A 19,728-nucleotide genomic window follows, 5' to 3' on the forward strand; every position below is an offset into this window, starting at 1 on the left:
TCCTGTTTTGAACTTTCCGACATACGGTCATTCCGGTTGCCATCATCCGATGCAGCGCCACGTTTCGCTGTGATCCAAGACAAGTGTTTCAGGAAGAAATCCACCATGCGTCTGCACCTGCTCAAGGCTTTACCCTTTGCCCTCGCCGCCAGTTTCGTACAAGCACAAACCTTGCCGCAGGCCATGCAACAGGCGCTGGATGTCCATCCTGAAATCCAGGCCGGTGTGAACAGTCGTCTCGCAGCGGATTACCAACTCAAGGCGGCCAAGGGCGGCTACCTGCCTAGGGTGGACCTTGCAGCCGGGTATGGCCGTGAAGGCACCGACAGCGTCACCACCCGGTCGGGCGGCAATAACCATTGGGAAACCCTGAACCGCAGCGAGTCGAGCCTGCGCTTGTCGCAAATGGTTTTTGACGGTTTTGCGACGTCCAGCGAAGTGGGGCGTCAACAAGCCACCGTCAATGCCCGTGCCTATTCGCTGCTGGACGCCTCCGAGCGCACCGGGTTGACGGTGGCCCAGGTCTACCTGGACGTGCTGACCCGTCGCGAGTTCGTGCGCCTGGCCGAGGAAAACCTCAAAAGCCACGAGCGCATCTTCGACCAGATCAAGCTGCGCACTTCCCGTGGCGTAGGCAGCGGTGCCGACCTGGACCAGGCCGAAGCGCGCATGGCCCAGGCCCGTAACAACCTGATCACCGAACAAACCAACCTGGCCGATGCCGAGACCAACTACCTGAGCGCCGTCGGCCAACTGCCCGATCAATTGGAACGTCCTGCCGATTTTCTGGCGTTGCTGCCGGCCAACCTGACCGAAGCCCGCGCCCAGATGCTGGAAAACAGCCCGGTGCTGCGTTCGGCCGAAGCCGACATCGCCGCCGCCGAGCAACAGTACGAAGCCGCCAAGTCGAGCTTCTACCCACGCTTCGACGCCGAGTTGGGTCGCACGGCCGACAACGACCTGGACGGCCAGAACGGCCACAACAATGAATGGCAAGCCATGCTGCGCATGCGTTTCAACCTGTATGCCGGTGGCAGCAACAAGGCCGACCTGGAATCCAAGTCGTACCTGTCCAACCAGGCCCTGGACATCCGCAACAACGCGCTGCGCCAGTTGAACGAAGAGCTGGGCCTGGCCTGGAACGCCTTGAACAACGCGAACGCCCAGGTGCCGGTCGCCCAGCAATACGTGGATCGCAGCGCCAACGTGCGCACCGCCTACCAGAAGCAATTCAGCCTCGGCGAGCGAACCCTGCTCGACTTGCTCGACAGCGAAAACGAGTTGTTCAGCGCCTCCCGTCGCCTGGCGGAAATCAAGAATGTGCAGCTGTTCACCCAGTACCGGATCAAGGCAACCATGGGCCAGCTGTTGAAAAGCCAGGGTGTGGTCGCGCCGTTGGCATCGGTTGTGCAGAACGACGTGAAACCCAAGGTCCAGTTGCCTGGGATGAATTGAGTCTTCAACCTGTTTTAATCAGTCAGAGTGCCGAGCGTGGAATCAGAAGTCAGTCCAGTCGAACTAGTTCATGACCCGCGCACGCTGCACGACGACCCGTTGCTGGACGGTCTGCTGGCACTCTGCATGCTGCATCAGAAGCCGGCCAGCGCGGCGATGCTCACTACTGGCCTGCCGCTGCCCAAGCAACGGCTGAGCGTCGAATTATTGTCGCGCGCGGCGGCCCGTGCCGGCCTGCAAGGCCGGGTGCTGCAACGCAAGCTCGAGCAGATCCCGACCATCGCCATGCCGGCGCTGTTGCTGCTCAAAGACGGCCGCAGCGCCGTGCTGCTGGGCTGGGTCGGTGACGACCAGGCGCGATTGCTGCTCAGCGAAAGCGACGGCGGTGAGGTGACCATCAGCCGCGAACTGCTGGCCGATGACTACAGTGGCAAGGTGTTCTTCGCCCAGCCGCAGCATAAATTTGACGTTAACCACGGCACGCTCATTCCCCGGGCGCGTTCGTGGTTTCGCGACACCCTCAAACGGTCCCGCTGGCTGTACGCCGATGCCATCGCCGCGAGCCTGCTGATCAACATCATCGCCATGGCCGCGCCACTGTTCGTGATGAACGTCTACGACCGCGTGGTGCCGAACCAGGCCGAATCGACCCTGTGGGTACTGGCCGTTGGTATCACCGGCGCCTATGTGTTCGACCTGATCCTCAAGATGCTGCGCAGCCTGTGCCTGGACCTGGCCGGCAAGAAAACCGACCTGATCATCTCGGCGACCCTGTTCGAGCGCATCGTCGGCATGTCCATGAAATACCGCCCGGCGCGAGTCGGCAGCTTTGCCCAGAACATCCATGAGTTCCAGAGCCTGCGGGACTTCCTCGCCTCGCTGACCCTCACCAGCCTGATAGACTTGCCGTTCACCCTGCTGATCTTCATGGTCATCGCGATTATCGGCGGGCACCTGGTGTGGATTCCGGTGCTGGCGTTCCCGATTGCCCTGCTGATCGGCTATGCCTTGCAGAAGCCGTTGGTAGCGACCATGGAGCGCACCATGGCCCTGGGCGCCGAGCGGCAGTCCAGCCTGATCGAGACCCTGGCCGGCCTGGACGCGGTGAAGGTCAACAACGCCGAGAGCGAACGCCAGTACCAGTGGGAACAGACCATCGGCACCCTCAGCCGCCTTGAACTGCGGGTGAAGATGCTGTCCGGGCTGGCGATGAACATCACCTTGCTGATCCAGCAATTGGCCGGGGTGATCATGATCGTCTTCGGTGTTTACCTGATCATCGCCGGCAACCTGAGCATGGGTGGGCTGGTGGCCTGCTACATGCTCAGCGGCCGCGCCCTCAGCCCATTGGCCTCGCTGTCGGGCCTGTTGACCCGCTACCAGCAGGCGCGGGTGACCATGACCTCGGTCGACCAGATGATGGAGCTGCCCCAGGAGCGCAATTTCGATGAGCGCCCGCTGAGCCGCAAGGTATTGCAGGGCGCCATCGAATGCCGCCAGCTGAACTTCACCTACCCGAACCAGCAGAACGCCGCGCTGAAGAACATCAACCTGGTGATCAAGCCGGGCGAGAAAATCGGCATCATCGGCCGCAGCGGCTCGGGCAAGAGCTCGCTCGCCAAATTGCTGGTGGGCCTGTATCAGCCGGATGACGGCGCCTTGCTGGTGGACGGCGTGGACATTCGCCAGATCGACGTCAGCGAGCTGCGCTACAACATTGGCTACGTGCCCCAGGACATCCAGCTGCTGGCCGGCACCCTGCGGGACAACCTGACCTCCGGCGCCCGTTACGTCGAAGACGAGCTGGTGCTCCAGGCCGCCGAGCTGGCGGGCGTGCATGAATTCGCCCGCCTGCATCCACAAGGCTATGAACTGCAAGTCGGCGAGCGCGGGCAGAACCTGTCCGGTGGCCAGCGCCAGAACGTCGCCCTGGCCCGCGCGCTGCTGCTCAACCCACCCATCCTGCTGCTGGACGAACCCACCAGCGCCATGGACAACACCGGTGAGGAACGCTTGAAACAGCGCCTGGCCGCCGTGGTGGAAAACAAGACCCTGCTGTTGGTGACGCACCGGGCGTCCTTGCTGTCACTGGTGGACCGTCTGCTGGTGATCGACCGTGGACAGATCCTCGCCGACGGCCCGAAAGCCGCTGTCATGGAAGCGTTGAAGAAGGGGCAGATCAGTGTTGCTTAAGTCGGGTTTAAAGGGCGCTGTGGGCCGTTATTTCAAAGGCTCCGACTCGCTGCACGGCCAACCGCTGCCCGAGGTCAACAAAGCCCTGATCGAGGACGCTCCCCGGGTGGTGCGGTTGACGATCTGGGGCATCATCGGCTTCTTTGTGTTCCTGGTGCTGTGGGCCAACTTCGCCGAGATCGACGAAGTGACCAAGGGCGACGGCAAGGCGATCCCCTCGTCCAAGATCCAGAAGATCCAGAACCTGGAAGGCGGCATCGTCGCTGAGCTGTTCGTCAAGGAAGGGCAGATCGTCGAGGCCGGCGCGCCGTTGATTCGTTTGGATGACACGCGGTTTGTCTCCAACGTCGGCGAAACCGAGGCTGATCGCCTGTCCATGCTGTTGCGGGTCGAGCGCCTGAGTGCCGAGGTCGATGATCGGCCGCTGAACTTCCCGGCCGATGTGCTCAAGGCGGTGCCGGGCCAGGCCGCCAGCGAAGAGTCGCTGTACATCAGCCGTCGCCAGCAGTTGCACGATGAAATCGGCGGGTTGCAGGAGCAGTTGATCCAGCGCCAGCAGGAACTGCGCGAGTTCGTCTCCAAGCAGGCGCAGTACCGCTCCGGCCTGGCGCTGCAACGCCAGGAAATCAACATGTCCGAGCCGTTGGTGGCCCAGGGCGCGGTATCGCCGGTGGAAGTGCTGCGGCTCAAGCGCGCCGAAGTCGAGACCCGTGGGCAGTTGGACGCCACAACGCTGGCAATCCCCCGTGCCGAATCGGCGATCAAGGAAGTGCAGCGCAAGATCGACGAGACCCGCGGCAAGTTCCGCAGCGAAGCCCTGACCCAACTCAACGAAGCGCGCACCGACCTGAACAAGGCCCAGGCCACCGGCAAAGCCCTGGAAGACCGGGTGAGCCGAACCCTGGTGACGTCGCCGGTGCGCGGCATTGTCAATAAATTGCTGGTGAACACCATCGGCGGCGTGATCCAGCCCGGCAGCGACCTGGTGGAAATCGTGCCGCTGGACGACACCATCCTGGTGGAAGCGAAAATCCGCCCCCAGGACATCGCCTTCCTGCACCCCGGCCAGGACGCCACGGTGAAATTCACCGCCTACGACTACACCATCTACGGCGGGATGAAAGCCAAGCTGGAACAGATCGGTGCCGACACCATCACCGATGAAGACAAGAAAACCACCTACTACATCATCAAGCTGCGCACCGAACGCAGCCACCTGGGCACGCCTGAAAAGCCCCTGCTGATCATCCCAGGGATGGTGGCCTCGGTGGACATCATCACCGGCAAGAAAACCGTGCTCAGCTACCTGCTCAAGCCCATCATCAAGGCCCGGTCCGAGGCGTTGCACGAGCGCTAGGCACACAGGCCTGTGGCTTGCCGCTTTTGTGGCGAGGGAGCTTGCTCCCGCTTGAGTGCGAAGCGCTCACTGCTTTTTGGGGCCGCTGCGCGCCCCAGCGGGAGCAAGCTCCCTCGCCACAATCGTGCCATTCTCGAAGCCCTTGTGGGAGCGAGCTTGCTCGCGATAGCGGCAGGTCAGATTTTTATCTATCACTGACACACCGTCATCGCGAGCAAGTCCGCTCCCAAAGGTTCTGCCATATGGTTATGCATTTTTAATATTTAAATTAACTTTCTTATACCTTTAAAGTCATCCTCCTGCGTACCTGCCGACCAATCGGCGCGCCGCACGACACAAACCAACACGGTACCGCCGTGAGTTTTGATCGATGCGCGCCTGAAGCGTGCGTGGGAGTGATGTATGCCAGCCGTCTCTTATTCTCCAGATTCAACCGTCGCAAGCAGTGCGCCGCAGTCGTTCGAAATCCGTCCGTTCCCCGATGCCGTCGGCGCCGAGATCGTCGGGTTGGACCTGTCCCGGCCCATCAACGACCAGGATTTCGCCCGCATCCATCGTGCGCACCTGGACTATCACGTGGTGGTGTTCCGCGACCAACGCATCACCCCCGAACAGCAGATCGCCTTCAGTCGCCGCTTTGGCGTGCTGCAGATACATGTGCTCAAGCAGTTCCTGCTGGCCGGGCATCCGGAAATCCTCATCGTCTCCAACATCATCGAAAACGGCCAATCCATCGGCCTGGGGGATGCGGGCAAGTTCTGGCACTCCGATCTTTCCTATAAGGAACTGCCCAGCCTCGGCTCGATGCTTCACGCCCAGGAGCTGCCGAGCGAAGGCGGTGACACGCTGTTCGCCGACATGCACAAGGCCTGGGACGGTTTGCCCGAAACACTGCGCAAAGCGGTGGAAGGCCGTTCGGCGGCCCACTCCTACACCGCGCGCTACAGCGAAACCAAATTCGAAGGCAACTGGCGCCCGACGTTGACGCCCGAGCAACTGGCCCAGGTGGCTGAAGTGGTGCACCCGATCGTGCGCACCCACCCGGAAACCGGGCGCAAGGCGCTGTTCGTCAGCGAGGGGTTCACCACCCGCATCGTTGGTCTGCCGGAGGATGAAAGCAAAGCCATCCTGACGGAGCTGTATGCCCACAGCGTGCTGCCGCAGAACATCTATCGCCATCAATGGCAGCCCCATGACTTGGTGTTCTGGGACAACCGCTCGCTGATCCACCTGGCCGCCGGTTGCCCGAGTCATCTGCGCCGCAAGCTGTATCGCACCACCATCCAGGGCGACGCCCCTTTCTGATCGGCTGCGCAGCGCGCAAAGAGCCCGGAGAATCACCATGTCCAAACCCATTGCTTTTGCACCGCTGGCCGCCGCCATCGGCCTGGGCTTCAGTTTGCTCGCCGGTAGCCTGATCGCGCCGGCCAGCGCCCAGGCCGAGGGCGAGATTCGGATCGCCGAGCAGTTCGGCATCGTTTACCTGCTGCTGAACGTGGTCCGCGACCAGCAATTGATCGAGAAGCACGGCAAGGAGGAGGGCATCGAGATCAAGGTCGATTGGACCCAACTGTCCGGCGGCGCGGCGATCAACGATGCGTTGCTGTCGGGCTCCATCGACATTGCCGGGGCCGGCGTCGGGCCGTTGCTCACGGTCTGGGACCGCACCCGTGGCAAGCAGAACGTCAAGGCCGTGGCCTCCCTGGGCAACTTCCCTTATTACCTGCTGAGCAACAACCCGAAGGTCAAGACCATCGCCGACTTCACCGAGCAGGACCGCATCGCGGTGCCGGCGGTGGGGGTTTCGGTGCAGTCGCGTTTCCTGCAATACGCCGCCGCCAAGCAGTGGGGCGACAAGGACTTCAATCGCCTCGACAAGTACACCCTGGCGGTCCCGCATCCAGACGCCACGGCTGCGTTGATTGCTGGCGGCACCGAGTTGACCGGGCACTTTTCCAACCCGCCGTTCCAGGACCAGGCCCTGCAAAACCCCAACGTTCATGTGGTGCTCAACTCGTATGACGTGCTCGGGCCGAACTCACCCACGGTGCTGTTCGCCACCGAGAAATTCCGCGATGAAAACCCGAAGACCTACAAGGCTTTTGTCGAGGCCCTGACCGAAGCGGCCGAGTTCGCCCAGAACGACAAAGCCGCGGCGGCGGACACCTACCTGCGAGTGACCAAGGCCAAGATCGACCGGGCGACCTTGCTGAAGATCATCGACAACCCGCAGATCGAATTCACCGTCACGCCGAAAAACACCTACCCGCTGGCGGAGTTCCTCTACCGCGTCGGCGCCATCAAGAACAAGCCGGCGTCGTGGGAAGATTATTTCTTCCAGGACGCCAAACCGTTGCAGGGGAGCTGATTGTCATGAACGCGCTTTTGCAAGGCCACGCGGCCAGCAACCCCACCCGCACCGGCACGGCATTGTTGTCGGTGGATAACGTCAGCCTGGAATACCGCACCCCGCAGCGGGTAGTGCGGGCCACCCACCAGGTGAGCTTTGAAGTCGATCCGGCGGACCGTTTTGTTTTGCTCGGCCCGTCCGGTTGCGGCAAGTCCACTTTGCTCAAGGCCATTGGCGGCTTCATTACGCCGTGCGAAGGCGAGATTCGCTTGCAAGGTCAAACCGTCAACGCGCCGGGACCGGACCGGATCGTGGTGTTCCAGGAATTCGACCAACTGCCGCCCTGGAAGACCGTGAAGCAGAACGTGATGTTCGCGCTGCTGGCGTCCGGCACGCTCAAGCGTCGCGAAGCCGAGGAGCGGGCGCTGCACTACCTCGACAAAGTTGGCCTGGCGGCGTTTGCCGATGCCTACCCCCACACGTTGTCCGGGGGTATGAAAGCCCGGGTCGCGATTGCCCGGGCGTTGGCGATGCAGCCGAAAATCCTCTTGATGGACGAGCCCTTCGCCGCCCTCGATGCCCTGACCCGACGCAAGATGCAGGAAGAGTTGCTGCTGCTCTGGGAAGAAGTGCGTTTCACCCTGCTGTTCGTCACCCACTCCATCGAAGAGGCGTTGGTGGTGGGCAATCGCATCCTGCTCCTGTCTCCGCACCCGGGACGTGTCCGGGCGGAAATCCACAGCCATCAATACGATCTGCACAGCCTCGGTGGGGTGGGGTTCCAGCATACGGCGCGGCGGATTCATGGATTGCTGTTCAATGAAGGTCAGACGCCTGAAACCGAGCGTGAGCTGGATTTCACCGACATCCGTATCGCGTACTAAGGGGTGCCTTTCATGAGCCAATTATCGCCTGCGCGCGAAGAATACGAAGTCGACCTGCAACCCCTGGCCCACGTGCCGCTGGAGCGGGAATTACCCTTGGGCCAGCGCCTCTGGCAACAGGGTTGGCTGCGCAAAAGTCTGATCCTGTTATTGTTGGCGCTGGTGTGGGAGGGCGTGGCGCGTTACCAGAACAACGACCTGCTGCTGCCGAGCTTCTTGCAGACCGCCAGCGCGTTGTACGACGGTATGCTCAGCGGCGAGCTGCTGGGCAAGGTGTGGATCTCCCTGGTGGTGCTGCTCAAGGGCTATTTGTTGGGCATTATCCTGGCGTTTGGCTTGACCACCTTGGCGGTGTCGACGCAGTTGGGTCGCGACCTGCTGAGCACCTTGACGTCGATGTTCAACCCGTTGCCGGCCATCGCCCTGTTGCCGTTGGCGCTGTTGTGGTTCGGCCTGGGACAGAACAGCCTGATTTTCGTGTTGGTGCATTCGGTGCTGTGGGCGTTGGCGCTGAACATGTATGCGGGGTTTCTCGGTGTGTCGGAAACGCTGCGCATGGCCGGTCGCAACTACGGGCTCAAGGGCCTGCGCTTTGTGCTGTTCATCCTGATCCCGGCGGCGCTGCCGTCGATTCTCGCCGGGTTGAAGATCGGCTGGGCCTTCGCCTGGCGCACCCTGATCGCCGCCGAACTGGTATTCGGCGCCACCAGCGGCAAGGGTGGCCTGGGTTGGTACATCTTCCAGAACCGTAATGAGCTGTACACCGACAAGGTCTTTGCCGGGTTGGCGGTGGTGATTTTGATTGGGTTGTTGGTGGAGAATCTGGTGTTTGATTCCCTGGAGCGGGTGACGGTGAAGCGTTGGGGGATGCAGCGTTGAACAATTCTGAAGTCATGCTCCGAACCCGTGGCGAGGGAGCTTGCTCCCGCTCGGCTGCGCAGCAGTCGCAAAACCGGGCCATGCGGTTTGTCTGAAGGAATGCTGGGGCCTGCTCCGCAGGCCAGCGGGAGCAAGCTCCCTCGCCACTGATTATGGGTTGTCTGGGCTGACGTCATCGCGAGCAAGCTCGCTCCCACAGTTGATTGGCTTTGATCTCAAGATTTCAGTTCGACACAAAACCCCTGTGGGAGCGAGCTTGCTCGCGATGGCGATCTTCAATTCACCGCAGGTCTATTAACCTGACACTTGAACCTCAACCCTATCCCTGTGGCGAGGGAGCTTGCTCCCGCTGGCCTGCGAAGCAGGCCCCCTTCGAGGCTGATTTTATTTATCGCTGCCCGGCCCATTAGCCAAGTAAAGCCCCGTCCTTTTCCTTTAGACTGGCCGCCCTCAAGCAAGCCTTCAGGACATGGAATGCCAACCCCTCCCAGCCCCCTTCGCAAAGCCCTGGTCGTTTGGTTATACGCGGCGGCCTTGATGCACCTGTTCGCCGGCGTCACGCTGACCTGGGCCGGTCATTCGGGCTTGCTCGACGGCTATCTGAACACCATCGAACAGGCTTTCTGGGGCACCAATGCCGTGCCCGCGACGGCCCGCACGCAACAAGTCTGGTGGCTGGCCTTGTTCGGCGCCACGTTACAGAGCTATGCGTTGTACATGCTCGCCCTCGTCCATATCGGCAATCGATTGAAAAGTGCCATGCCTTGGGGTTGGCTGATCGCCGGCATCCTGCTGTGGGCGCCCCAGGACATGTTGATCTCTGCCCAGGCCCAGGTCTGGTCACACCTGTGGTTCGACAGCATCGCCCTGCTCGTTTTATTACCGCCGCTGTTCTGGCTCTATCGCCACGACCGCCGCATCTCCCTGACTGATAACGCGTCGAGTGATTCAAACCATGGCTGACTTTTCACTGCTGGACTGGGCGATCACGTTGTTGATTGCCCAGGCAATCCTCGGTGCGCTGGATACCCTGTATCACCACGAACTCACCGTCGCCTTGCCCTATCGCCACAGTGCGCGGCTGGAGCTGTCGATCCACGCCTTGCGTTCGTGCTTCTACGGGATCCTGTTCCTGGGCATTGCCCATCTGGCCTTCGAAGGCACCTGGGCGATTGTCATCGCGCTGCTGTTCGCCTTGGAGATCGGCCTGACGCTGTGGGACTTCGTGGTCGAGGACCGCAGCCGCAAACTGCCGCCCATCGAGCGGATCATGCACACGGTACTGGCGGTCAACGGCGGGGCCTTCTTCGCGCTGTACGGCGTGCAACTGGCGCAGTGGGCGAGTTTGCCCACCGGCCTGAGCGGGATCGACCTGGGCTGGCGCGGCTGGCTGCTGACCTTGTTCGCCATTGGCGTCACGGCCTCGGGGATTCGCGACGGCGTGGCGGCCTTGCGCATGCAACGCGCGGGCAAGCCTGCCAACCCGTTTGCCGGTGGCGCCCACAAGCGCGTGCTGGTCACGGGAGGCACCGGGTTTATCGGCGAGACGCTGGTCAATCAACTGCTCGACGCCGGGCACACGGTCAGCGTGCTGGCTCGCGATCCATTGAAAGCGGCGTATCTGTTTGACGGTCGCGCTCGCTGCCTGCGTTCGCTGGGCAAGCTGGGGCATGAGGAAACCTTCGATGTGCTGATCAACCTGGCGGGCGCTCCGGTGGCCGGGCCGCGCTGGAGCCCCAAACGCCAGGCGCAACTCATCGCCAGCCGGGTCAATACCACCGAAGCCTTGATGACGTGGTTGAAAAACGCCCGGCACAAACCGGCGTTGTGGATACAGGCCTCGGCTGTCGGTTTTTACGGCGTGCGGGACGCCAGCGAAAGCCTCGATGAAGGCGCCACCCGGGGCGATGGCTTCATGGCCGAACTCTGTGCGCGCTGGGAAGCCTCAGCGTTGCCTGCCACCGAGCTGGGCGTGCGACAGGTGGTGATGCGCCTGGGCGTGGTGTTCGGTCCGGGCGGTGCGTTGTTGCCGTTGCTGATTCCGTTTCGCCTGGGGTTCGGCGGGCGGATGGGCGATGGTCGGCAAATCATGAGTTGGGTGCACCGCGACGATGTCATCCAAGTGATCGCCCGTGCGTTCGATGACGAAAGCCTGAGCGGCACCTACAACCTGGTGGCACCGGAAACCGTCAGTCAGGCGCTGTTCGCCGAAAGCGTCGGCAAGGTGCTCAAGCGTCCGGTGTGGTTCCACATTCCTGCCGCGCCGGTGCGCGCCTTGGCAGGCGAGATGGCCCAGTTGTTTTTCGACGGCCAGCGCGTGGTGCCCAATCGTCTGGTCGAGGCCGGTTATACGTTCCGTTACCCGACGCTCGACGCCGCCCTGCGCGACCTGGCCTGAGGAGTGCCCATGAGCAAGCCCCGGATGTACCTGCTGGCCGGCAACGGCAGCGCCGCTGATTGGTGGGACGACGCCTTGCCGCATTTCCAACACTACGACGTGGTGCCGTTGGAACTGCCCGGCTTCGGCAACAACCCCCAGGCCCCTTGCGAAGACCTGGCGGCCTACGCCCAGGCGTTGTTGGCGGCGACGGTCCAGGGCAGTGCAATCATGGCGGTCGGGGTCAACGCCTTGCTGGTGCTGCACGCTTTGCAACGGCAACCGGGGCACTTTTGCCGCAGCGTGTTGCTGGCGCCGGTGGGCGCGTTTTTGTGGCAGCGACGACTGCCGGCATTGATGTCGCCGTTGCCGATTCGCAAGACCATTCACTGGCTGCTGGCGAACAAGCCAACGCTGTTTGCCCACAAGTTCTCCAGCCAGGCCTGGACGCCCGCGCAGTACCAGCGTATGGGCGCCGGCTATGGCCGTTGCCGCGCCTTTGTGCCGCACTGGGACCTGGTGCGTGCCGACACCGCGTTGCCGCTGCTGGAGTGGATCAGCGACCCGGTCGAATTGGTGTGGGGCGATCAGGACAAGGTGCTGGGCGTCACGCAGGCGGCGGCCTGGTCGGCCATTCTCGCCCGTGCCGATTTGACCATCAGCCTGAAACCCGGCTGGGGTCATTATCCGTGGATCGACTCACCGGCTGAATTCGCGGCGTGGCTGGAGTCCGGCGAGCGTGGCTTCGTCGCGCATACCAAGGGCGGCCGTTTGCGCCTGGCGGCACTGGCTGGGCAGCCGGTGCCTGCGGCGCTGTCGCTCAACGATTGCGATGATCCACGCCTGCCGAGCTTTCTGAAGAGCCAGCCGGACGCTCTCTGGGCCGTGCGTTCCTCCAGTTATGGCGAGGATCAGGCCGATGCGGCCAATGCGGGCTTGAGCACCACGTTCCTGCGTGAGCCGACAGGCAACGTACCGGCGCGGATTGCCGAGTTGAGCGCGGCGGGTGTCGAGGAAGTGGTGGTGCAGCGTTTCATCACGCCACGGCTGTCCGGGATCGCCTTCGTGCGTCACCTGTCAGTCGAACTGGAGTGGGTCGAAGGGCATCTGGAGTCGTTGGCCGATGGCAAGGTGAGCCCCGAGCGGGCGATCGTGTCCCGTCTCGGCGAGTCATGGAACAGCGGTGCATTCAAGCCAACCCATGGCCTGACCGCCGAAGCGCTGTGGCGGTTTCTCCAAGGCGTACTGCGGGTCTTTCACTATGTGCCCGGCGACGTCGAATGGGCCTGGGACGGCACGCAACTCTGGCTGCTGCAATACCGGCCGATCAGCGACTACGGCTGGCGCCGGCACCTGACCGCCGCCAACATCGCCGAGATCCTGCCGCCGCAACCCAGCGTTCTGGTGGAGTACGCCCAGCGCCGCGCGGCGGCGAGCATTCCGGCGATCATGGCCCGTTGGGATTCACGGGTGTTGCAGGACAACGAGCCCTTCACGGCGGTGTTTGGCGGTGCTTCGTATATCAACAACGACCTGTTTCTCGCCCGACTGGCCGACTGGGGCATCAGCGCCAGCAGCTACGCCGGTGAGGTTGGTGGCGCCACCCCGCATCTACCTTGGCAGCCCCTGCGACTGCTGCGTTCGCTGCCGTTGTTCCTGCGCATGCAGCGCATTGCGCGTGGCCATTTGCTGACGCTGGAAAACGGCTTGCAACGCTTCGACCGAGAGCTGCACGAACTGACCGCACAAGGCGCTGGCGGCCAGCAACTGGCTGACTGGTTTACCCGCTTCTACGTGTTTGTGGTGCAGGGCAACCTGTGCATCGCGACGGCGTTGGCCAGCAGCGGCGGCGATCTGCTGGGACGACCGCCGACCGCCTATGACGACCTTGAACACAGCCCCCATCGGCTGCCTTGGGAAACCGATCCGGCAACGCCACGCCCGGCGCCAACCGAGTTGCCGTTGCAGGCATTCCCCCAATGGCCCCTGGCGATTCGCCTGGCCCACGGCGCTGGCCTGCCGGGTTTACGCGGTTACTACCTGCAAGTGCGCGAATGGTATCGCGACAACCTGATGCGGATTTTCTTTCGCCTGCACCACGCCGTGCCATTAGTCGATCGGGCGCATTGGTTCGCACCGCACCCGGACATCCGCAGCCGCGACGGCAGCTTCTGGCAGGACGGTCGTGAAGGCACCGAGCAGGCGAGCGGGTTCCTGATCTACCCGGGCCAGGCCCAAGGCATTTTGGGCGAGGACATTCTGCTGGAAGACACCTTGGACCCTGGCCGCCACGCCCACTATCAAAGCGCCCGGGCAGTGATTGCGCGCATGGGTGGGCGTTTGTCCCACGGCTCGACGCTGCTGCGTGAACTGCGCAAACCCTCGGCGGTGCTGCCTCAGGTCGATGTGGCCTGGTTGGGGCGTGAGGTGGTGTATTGCGATGGTGAGTTGACGTTGGTGGAGTAGGCCCTGCGCGATGATCGTCGATCACAGAACCTGTGGCGAGGGAGCTTGCTCCCGCTGGACTGCGCAGCAGTCCCAAACCCTAGCGCCTCGGTGTGTCAGGCAGGTCGGATTTAAATTGCTTGGGGTCGCTGCGCAACCCAGCGGGAGCAAGCTCCCTCGCCACAGGAAGTGCGTTCAGCTCAGGGGCTGTTCTCAATCCTCAGAAACGAAAAAACCGGCCGAGGCCGGTTCTTTCACCCCAACGGCCAGAGAACTTAATCTCTGCGTACGGGGTTGAGTGGGGTCATCCTAAGTGGAAGAGGCCGTGGGGTGAGCGCTATAAGTGCTGATGTTAATCGACCTGTGGCGAGTGGATTTATCCCCTCGCCACAGAGCGTGTATGACCATCAGATTTCTCACCTCTCACAGCTACTCCCTTGACGCCCCCCACCGCTGTCGTAGACTCCGCCCATCCGTCAGGGAGTAACGGTCATGCGGCGTTTGAGTAGTTGGGTTGTGGGATTGGCCTTCATCACGTGCGGGGTTCAGGCGCAAACGCCGGCTTCCGACGATCCGTTGCTGGAGAGCAACATCTCGGCCAATGCCTCGGGCAGCGAGGCGCGAGGGGTGCTTCGGGCGCGGGATCAGGCGGTGCTGGCCAGTGAATTGGCCGGGCGGATTGTCGAGTTGCCGTTCAGTGAGGGCGAGTCGTTCAAGAAGGGCGACACCCTGGCGCGTTTCGATTGCTCGGCCTATCAGGCCCAGCTCAATGCGGCCCAGGCGGCCAGCCGTGGCGCCAGTGAAGAACTGGCCCATAACCGGCAGTTGGCGGCGTTGAAATCCGTTGGGCGTTTCGAAGTGTCGCGGGCCGAGGCGCGGCTCAGCGAGGCCCAGGCGCAATCCCAGGTGTACCAGGTCCAGGTCAAGCGCTGCAGCGTGGTCGCCCCGTTCGACGGACAGGTGGTGGCGCGCAAGGTCCAGCGTTATGAGAGTGTGGCGGCCGGCGCGCCGTTGCTGGACGTGGTCGACAACCGCACCCTGGAAATTCATGTGTTGGTTCCCTCGCGTTGGATGGGCAAGCTCAAGCCCGGCCAGCCCTTTACCTTCGTCCCCGATGAAACCGGCAAGCCGTTGCAAGCGACGGTCAAGCGCCTGGGGGCGCGCATCGACGAGGGTAGCCAGACCCTGCTGCTGGTGGCGAGCGTGCCGGATGCCGGCGGCTTGCTATCCGGCATGAGCGGCACGGCGCGTTTTGTGGAGTCGAAGTGAACGCGCCGATAACGGGCAGCGCCGAGCAGGTGTTTGCCCGCTTCCTCGACTTGGAACGCCAGACACGGGCCGCGCGTACGTCGGCGCAATTGAGCTACAGCCTGGTCAATGACGGCCAGGCGTTGTTCGGCTTTCGCCACGCCGCGTTGTTGATCGCCGGCAAGGTCCAGGCTGTGACCGGCGTCAGTACCGTGGAGCCGAATGCGCCGTTCGTGGCGTTTGTCGAACAGGCGGTGGCGCAACTGTTCAAGCAGGGCCTGTTGAATCAGGCTCGGGTGATTGCCGCCGATCTCGTCAGCGAATCCATCCGGGCAGACTGGCGCAGCCTGTCGGCCGGGCAAGTGTTCTGGTTGCCGTTGATCGATCATCAGGGCCAGGTGTTCGGCGGTTTGTGGTTGGCCCGCGACCTGCCATGGACCCCGCCCGAACAAGTACTGCTATCGCAATTGGGCGACACCTACAGCCACGCCTGGCTGGCGCTGCAACCACGTAAGCCGTGGCGTCTGCGTTGGACGCGCAAACGTCAGGTCGCCCTGGTGGCGGTGCTGTTGCTGGGGTTGTTGATTCCTGTGCGCCAGTCAGTGTTGGCTCCCGCCGAAGTCGTACCGTTGGGTGGACAAGTGGTGGCGGCGCCGTTGGATGGGGTGATCGCCGAGTTCCTGGTCAAGCCCAACCAGGCCGTCAAGAACGGTGACTTGCTGCTGCGTTTCGAAAGCACCAGCCTCAAGGCCCAGGCCGATGTGGCCGAGCGGGCGTTGGGCGTGGCCGAGGCCGAACTCAAGGCTAATTCCCAGCGCTCGTTTGCCGACGCTGAATCCAGTTCGAAGATTGACCTGCTGGCCGCCCGCGTCGAACAGAAACGTGCCGAGCGCAACTACGCGCTTGAACTGCTCAAGCGCAGCGAAGTACGCGCCGAGCGGGACGGCATCGCAGTGTTCGCCGACGCCGAGCGCTGGCTCGGCAAGCCGGTGCAGACCGGCGAACGATTGATGGAAATCGCCGATCCGAACCAGGCCGAGTTGCGCATTGAATTGGCGGTGGGCGACGCGATTGCCTTGGAGCCCGGTGCGCAAGTGGCATTGTTTCTCGACAGCGACCCGTTGCAGCGGCACCTGGCCTGGCTCGAGCGCTCGGCCTATGAAGCGCAGCCTACCGCCGCCGGGCAACTGGCGTATCGGTTGGATGCGCGCTTCGATGCCACGGCGCCGCGCATTGGCCTGCGGGGCACGGCGAAGGTCTTCGGTGACCGCGCGCCGCTGGCGTTGTACCTGTTGCGTCGGCCACTGGCCGGCCTGCGCCAGAGCGTAGGCCTGTAGCATGGACCTGCCGAGCCTGCGGCCGGACCTGCAATTGTCCCCGGCGGCGCCGGACCCGGACGGTTCGCCGCAGTGGACCTTGGCCGATCCGGTGCGCGGACGCTATTTCAAGCTTGGCGCGGCGGCGATGCGCATGCTGCGGCACTGGTCCCTGGGGGATCCGGAGCAGGTGCTGCAAGCCGCGAACCGCGAACCGGGCCTGCCGCTCAATGGCGAATCGCTGGAGCAACTGCTGGGCTTCTTGCGCGGCCATGACCTGATCAGCGCGATGGACCCGCAACAGCGCGACAGCTACCTCTTCAAGACCGCCGCGCAGCGCCAGAGCCTGTGGCAGATCCTGCTGCATCAATACCTGTTTTTTCGCATTCCGCTGTGGCGCCCGGACGCTTTTCTCAACCGGGCCTGGCCCTGGTTGGCGCGGTTCGGCCCGGGGATCCTGCGCTATGGCCTGCCGCTGACCCTGGGCCTGGGCATCTTCCTGGTGTCGCGGGACTGGCAGCGCTTCATCGCGACGTTTCCGCACCTGTTCAGCCTGGGCGGTGCGCTGGCGTTCGGGGCGGCGTTGCTCTTCGCCAAGCTGTGCCACGAATTCGGCCATGCCTTCATGGCCAAGCGCGCCGGTTGTCGTGTGCAAAGCATGGGCGTGGCGTTCATGGTGCTGTTGCCGATGTTCTACACCGACGTCAGCGACGCCTGGCGGATCAACGATCGCCGCGCACGGTTGTTGATTGGTGCCGGTGGCGTCCTGGCCGAATTGCTGCTGGCGTGCATCGCGCTGCTGGCCTGGTCGCTGCTGCCCGACGGGCCGGCACGCACCGCGGCGTTCATGCTGGCCAGTGCCACCTGGATCACCACGTTGATCATCAACCTGAACCCCTTCATGCGTTTCGACGGGTACTTCCTGCTCAGTGATTTCTGGGCGGTGGATAACCTGCAGGGGCGTGCGTTCGCCCTGTGCCGCTGGCGCCTGCGCGAAGCCTTGTTCGGTTATGGCGCGGCTGCGCCGGAACCCTGGTCGCCGAAGATGCGCCGCCGTTTGCTGGTGTGGGGATACGGCTCCTGGCTGTGGCGGGCGCTGTTGTTTTTCGGGATTGCCCTGGCGGTCTATCACCTGTTCTTCAAGGTGCTGGGCATTTTTCTGATGATGGTGGAATTGGTCTGGTTCATTTTTATGCCCATCGTGAATGAGTGGCGGCAATGGTGGAGTCGCCGTGAGCAAGCCCACGGTGGGCGGATGCTTCTGAGCGGCCTGGTGCTGCTGGCGTTGCTGTTGGCGTTGCTGTTGCCCTGGCGCAGCGCGGTGGAAGTGCCGGTCATGCTCGAGGCCGGGCGTGCCAGTGCCTTGCATGCGCCGGTGGCGGCACGGGTCAAGCAGGTGAACGTGCACGACGGCCAGACCGTGGCCCAGGACGATGTGTTGATCGAACTGGAGTCGCCGGACATGGCGTCGCGCCTGGCCATCGTGCGCCGGGAAATCCAGATCCAGCAGTTGCAGATGCGCCGTCAGGCCGGGCGCAGCGAAACCGCCGCCGATGCCGGCATCATCGAACAGCAATTGGCCGAAGCGGTGGCCGAGTACCGGGGCCTGGTGGCCCAGCGCGAACGGCTGTTGTTGCGTGCGCCCCATGCTGGCCAGGTGCGCGACTTGTTGCCGCAACTGTCGGTAGGGCGCTGGCTGTCACCGACCCAGGCGCTGGCGCGGGTGGTACAGACCGATTCGCGCTTGCGCGGGTACCTCACCGAAGCCGAGCTTTGGCGGGTCGAGCCGGGTGCCACGGGACGGTTCATCGCTGACGATCCGATGCACACGTCGATTGCCGTGCAGTTGAATGAAATCGACACCAACGGCGTTGCCTGGGTCGAACAGCAAGCGTTGACGTCCGACCATCACGGGCCGATTGCGGTGCGCCGCGATTCGCAGCAGCGGGCCGAGCCGGTGCAGGCCCAATACGGTGTGCGCCTGAGCGCGGTGGACGCCACGTCCGCCCCGGTGCAGCCGCTGCGTGGCGTGGCGGTGTTGCAGGGCAAGGGCGAGTCGCTGCTGGGAGCGGCCTGGCGGCGGTTGGCGGCGCTGGGCGTCAGGGAAAGCGGTTTTTAAGGAGCAAGCATGAATTCAGTGGCGGCAGAGGGGTTGGTGGTACGGCCATCGCAGGTCAGCGATGGGCCGTTTTTGCAGAGTCTTTACCAGGCGGCACGGCCGGATCTGCAATGGATCGACGGCGAGCACGAGCAAGTGCAGCAGGTGATTGCCCAGCAGTTCCAGGTGCAGGAACAAGGGCTGGGCGAGAACTTTCCCAACGCCATGCATTACGTCGTGGAAAAACTCGGCACCGCGATCGGCGCGTTGAGCACGGATTTCGGGCCCAATGAAATCCGCGTGCTGTATCTGGCCTTCATCCCCCAGGCCCGTGGGCAGGGCTATGGCCGGGCGGTGTTGCAAGGGGTACAGAAAGCCGCGCAACAGATCCGTTGCCCGGTGGCGACCGTGGTCTGGAGCAGCAACCCCCACGCGCGCCAGCACTATCTGGCGCTGGGCTTCGAAGTGCAAGAGCGCAACCCGGCGGCGGAGCGGTTGGTCTGGTATCCGAAAGGCAACTGAGTGATCCCTCTGTGGGAGCGAGCTTGCTCGCGATGGCGTCAGCCCGGACCACCCGTAAACCCGTAAACCTGTGGCGATGGAGCTTGCTCCCGCTCGGCTGCGCAGCAGTCGCAAAACCTGACAAAACGGTCCGCCTGGAGGAAGGCAGAGGGCCTGCTTCGCAGGCCAGCGGGAGCAAGCTCCCTCGCCACAGGTTCCCGGCTGGATGGAGGATTGCCATCGCGAGCAGGCTCGCTCCCACAAGGGCCTCATCAGTCTTTAGTTGAATGCGATGTAGAAATACCCCAGCGCCGGATCCCGTCCCATGGGCGGTATCCGTGACACGAACACCCCCTCGAGCTTGCCCAGTTCCGGCACCTCCAGAGCGCAGAGCCCGTCGACGAACGCGGTGCTTTCCAGGCTGTTGAATTCCACGCTGAAGGGCATGCGTTCGGTGTTTGGCAGCTTTGACCGAGACGTTTCTTCAAGGGTTTCGAAGCGCACCGGCAGGCGGCTGCCGTCGGGCAGGGTCAGGCTGCCGGTCTGGCCCAGCAGCGGTTGGAAATGGCGGCTATGAACCTGTTGCAACATGTCGACACTCCAAAAGGCCGGAGGACCGCAGCCC

At 63.2% G+C, this 19,728-nt stretch carries 15 protein-coding genes; 14 read left to right on the plus strand and 1 reads right to left on the minus strand.

The window, feature by feature from the left end; all coding sequences use genetic code 11:
- Window positions 1-105 precede the first annotated feature (105 nt).
- From AC515T_RS01115 to AC515T_RS01180, 14 genes are all read left to right on the plus strand, one after another.
- A complete protein-coding gene (locus AC515T_RS01115) occupies window positions 106-1,455 on the plus strand; it encodes a TolC family outer membrane protein (RefSeq protein WP_496531107.1) in 1,350 nt (449 codons plus the stop codon).
- A gap of 36 nt (window positions 1,456-1,491) precedes the next feature.
- Window positions 1,492-3,648, plus strand: coding sequence for a type I secretion system permease/ATPase (locus AC515T_RS01120; protein ID WP_496531108.1), 2,157 nt, complete (start codon window positions 1,492-1,494; stop codon window positions 3,646-3,648).
- On the plus strand, window positions 3,638-5,005 hold the full coding sequence (locus AC515T_RS01125; protein WP_496531109.1) for an HlyD family type I secretion periplasmic adaptor subunit: 1,368 nt from the start codon (window positions 3,638-3,640) through the stop codon (window positions 5,003-5,005). Before AC515T_RS01120 ends, AC515T_RS01125 begins: the two co-directional genes overlap by 11 nt.
- 402 nt (window positions 5,006-5,407) lie before the next feature.
- Window positions 5,408-6,310, plus strand: coding sequence for a TauD/TfdA dioxygenase family protein (locus AC515T_RS01130; RefSeq protein ID WP_496531110.1), 903 nt, complete (start codon window positions 5,408-5,410; stop codon window positions 6,308-6,310).
- Between the two features lie 37 nt (window positions 6,311-6,347).
- Window positions 6,348-7,373, plus strand: a complete 1,026-nt coding sequence (locus AC515T_RS01135; RefSeq protein WP_496531111.1) for an ABC transporter substrate-binding protein — start codon at window positions 6,348-6,350, stop codon at window positions 7,371-7,373.
- Window positions 7,374-7,378: 5 nt separating this feature from the next.
- On the plus strand, window positions 7,379-8,239 hold the full coding sequence (locus tag AC515T_RS01140) for an ABC transporter ATP-binding protein (RefSeq protein WP_496531112.1): 861 nt from the start codon (window positions 7,379-7,381) through the stop codon (window positions 8,237-8,239).
- Window positions 8,240-8,251: 12 nt separating this feature from the next.
- The gene (locus AC515T_RS01145; protein ID WP_496531113.1) at window positions 8,252-9,118 is read left to right on the plus strand and encodes an ABC transporter permease; all 867 of its coding nucleotides are present in this window, start codon (window positions 8,252-8,254) and stop codon (window positions 9,116-9,118) included.
- A 474-nt stretch (window positions 9,119-9,592) separates the two neighbouring features.
- On the plus strand, window positions 9,593-10,081 hold the full coding sequence (locus AC515T_RS01150; protein WP_496531114.1) for a cell division protein: 489 nt from the start codon (window positions 9,593-9,595) through the stop codon (window positions 10,079-10,081).
- A complete protein-coding gene (locus tag AC515T_RS01155) occupies window positions 10,074-11,516 on the plus strand; it encodes a TIGR01777 family oxidoreductase (RefSeq protein ID WP_496531115.1) in 1,443 nt (480 codons plus the stop codon). The genes AC515T_RS01150 and AC515T_RS01155 overlap by 8 nt, the downstream gene beginning before the upstream one ends.
- A 9-nt stretch (window positions 11,517-11,525) precedes the next feature.
- The gene (locus AC515T_RS01160; protein ID WP_496531116.1) at window positions 11,526-13,961 is read left to right on the plus strand and encodes an alpha/beta hydrolase; all 2,436 of its coding nucleotides are present in this window, start codon (window positions 11,526-11,528) and stop codon (window positions 13,959-13,961) included.
- Between the two features lie 471 nt (window positions 13,962-14,432).
- Window positions 14,433-15,209 (plus strand): efflux RND transporter periplasmic adaptor subunit, encoded by a 777-nt coding sequence (locus AC515T_RS01165; RefSeq protein ID WP_496531117.1) that lies wholly within the window; start codon window positions 14,433-14,435, stop codon window positions 15,207-15,209.
- Window positions 15,206-16,525, plus strand: a complete 1,320-nt coding sequence (locus tag AC515T_RS01170; protein WP_496531118.1) for an efflux RND transporter periplasmic adaptor subunit — start codon at window positions 15,206-15,208, stop codon at window positions 16,523-16,525. The genes AC515T_RS01165 and AC515T_RS01170 overlap by 4 nt, the downstream gene beginning before the upstream one ends.
- Window position 16,526: 1 nt before the next feature.
- On the plus strand, window positions 16,527-18,623 hold the full coding sequence (locus AC515T_RS01175) for an efflux RND transporter periplasmic adaptor subunit (protein WP_496531119.1): 2,097 nt from the start codon (window positions 16,527-16,529) through the stop codon (window positions 18,621-18,623).
- A gap of 9 nt (window positions 18,624-18,632) precedes the next feature.
- Complete coding sequence (locus AC515T_RS01180; RefSeq protein ID WP_496531120.1) at window positions 18,633-19,124, plus strand: GNAT family N-acetyltransferase; 492 nt, start codon at window positions 18,633-18,635, stop codon at window positions 19,122-19,124.
- A gap of 258 nt (window positions 19,125-19,382) precedes the next feature.
- On the opposite strand, the gene AC515T_RS01185 is transcribed toward AC515T_RS01180, so the two are convergent.
- Window positions 19,383-19,694, minus strand: a complete 312-nt coding sequence (locus AC515T_RS01185) for a DUF6916 family protein (RefSeq protein WP_496531121.1) — start codon at window positions 19,692-19,694, stop codon at window positions 19,383-19,385.
- Between the last annotated feature and the right edge of the window lie 34 nt (window positions 19,695-19,728).

The sequence above is a fragment of the Pseudomonas sp. FSO-7 genome (genome assembly GCF_059579345.1).

Bases quoted from the DNA above. Each gene is read 5' to 3' on its own strand.
- AC515T_RS01115 (WP_496531107.1), top strand. From the start codon at position 106: ATGCGTCTGCACCTGCTCAAGGCTTTACCCTTTGCCCTCGCCGCCAGT.
- AC515T_RS01130 (WP_496531110.1), top strand. From the start codon at position 5,408: ATGCCAGCCGTCTCTTATTCTCCAGATTCAACCGTCGCAAGCAGTGCG.
- AC515T_RS01135 (WP_496531111.1), top strand. From the start codon at position 6,348: ATGTCCAAACCCATTGCTTTTGCACCGCTGGCCGCCGCCATCGGCCTG.
- AC515T_RS01140 (WP_496531112.1), top strand. From the start codon at position 7,379: ATGAACGCGCTTTTGCAAGGCCACGCGGCCAGCAACCCCACCCGCACC.
- AC515T_RS01145 (WP_496531113.1), top strand. From the start codon at position 8,252: ATGAGCCAATTATCGCCTGCGCGCGAAGAATACGAAGTCGACCTGCAA.
- AC515T_RS01150 (WP_496531114.1), top strand. From the start codon at position 9,593: ATGCCAACCCCTCCCAGCCCCCTTCGCAAAGCCCTGGTCGTTTGGTTA.
- AC515T_RS01155 (WP_496531115.1), top strand. From the start codon at position 10,074: ATGGCTGACTTTTCACTGCTGGACTGGGCGATCACGTTGTTGATTGCC.
- AC515T_RS01160 (WP_496531116.1), top strand. From the start codon at position 11,526: ATGAGCAAGCCCCGGATGTACCTGCTGGCCGGCAACGGCAGCGCCGCT.
- AC515T_RS01165 (WP_496531117.1), top strand. From the start codon at position 14,433: ATGCGGCGTTTGAGTAGTTGGGTTGTGGGATTGGCCTTCATCACGTGC.
- AC515T_RS01175 (WP_496531119.1), top strand. From the start codon at position 16,527: ATGGACCTGCCGAGCCTGCGGCCGGACCTGCAATTGTCCCCGGCGGCG.
- AC515T_RS01180 (WP_496531120.1), top strand. From the start codon at position 18,633: ATGAATTCAGTGGCGGCAGAGGGGTTGGTGGTACGGCCATCGCAGGTC.
- AC515T_RS01185 (WP_496531121.1), bottom strand. From the start codon at position 19,694: ATGTTGCAACAGGTTCATAGCCGCCATTTCCAACCGCTGCTGGGCCAG.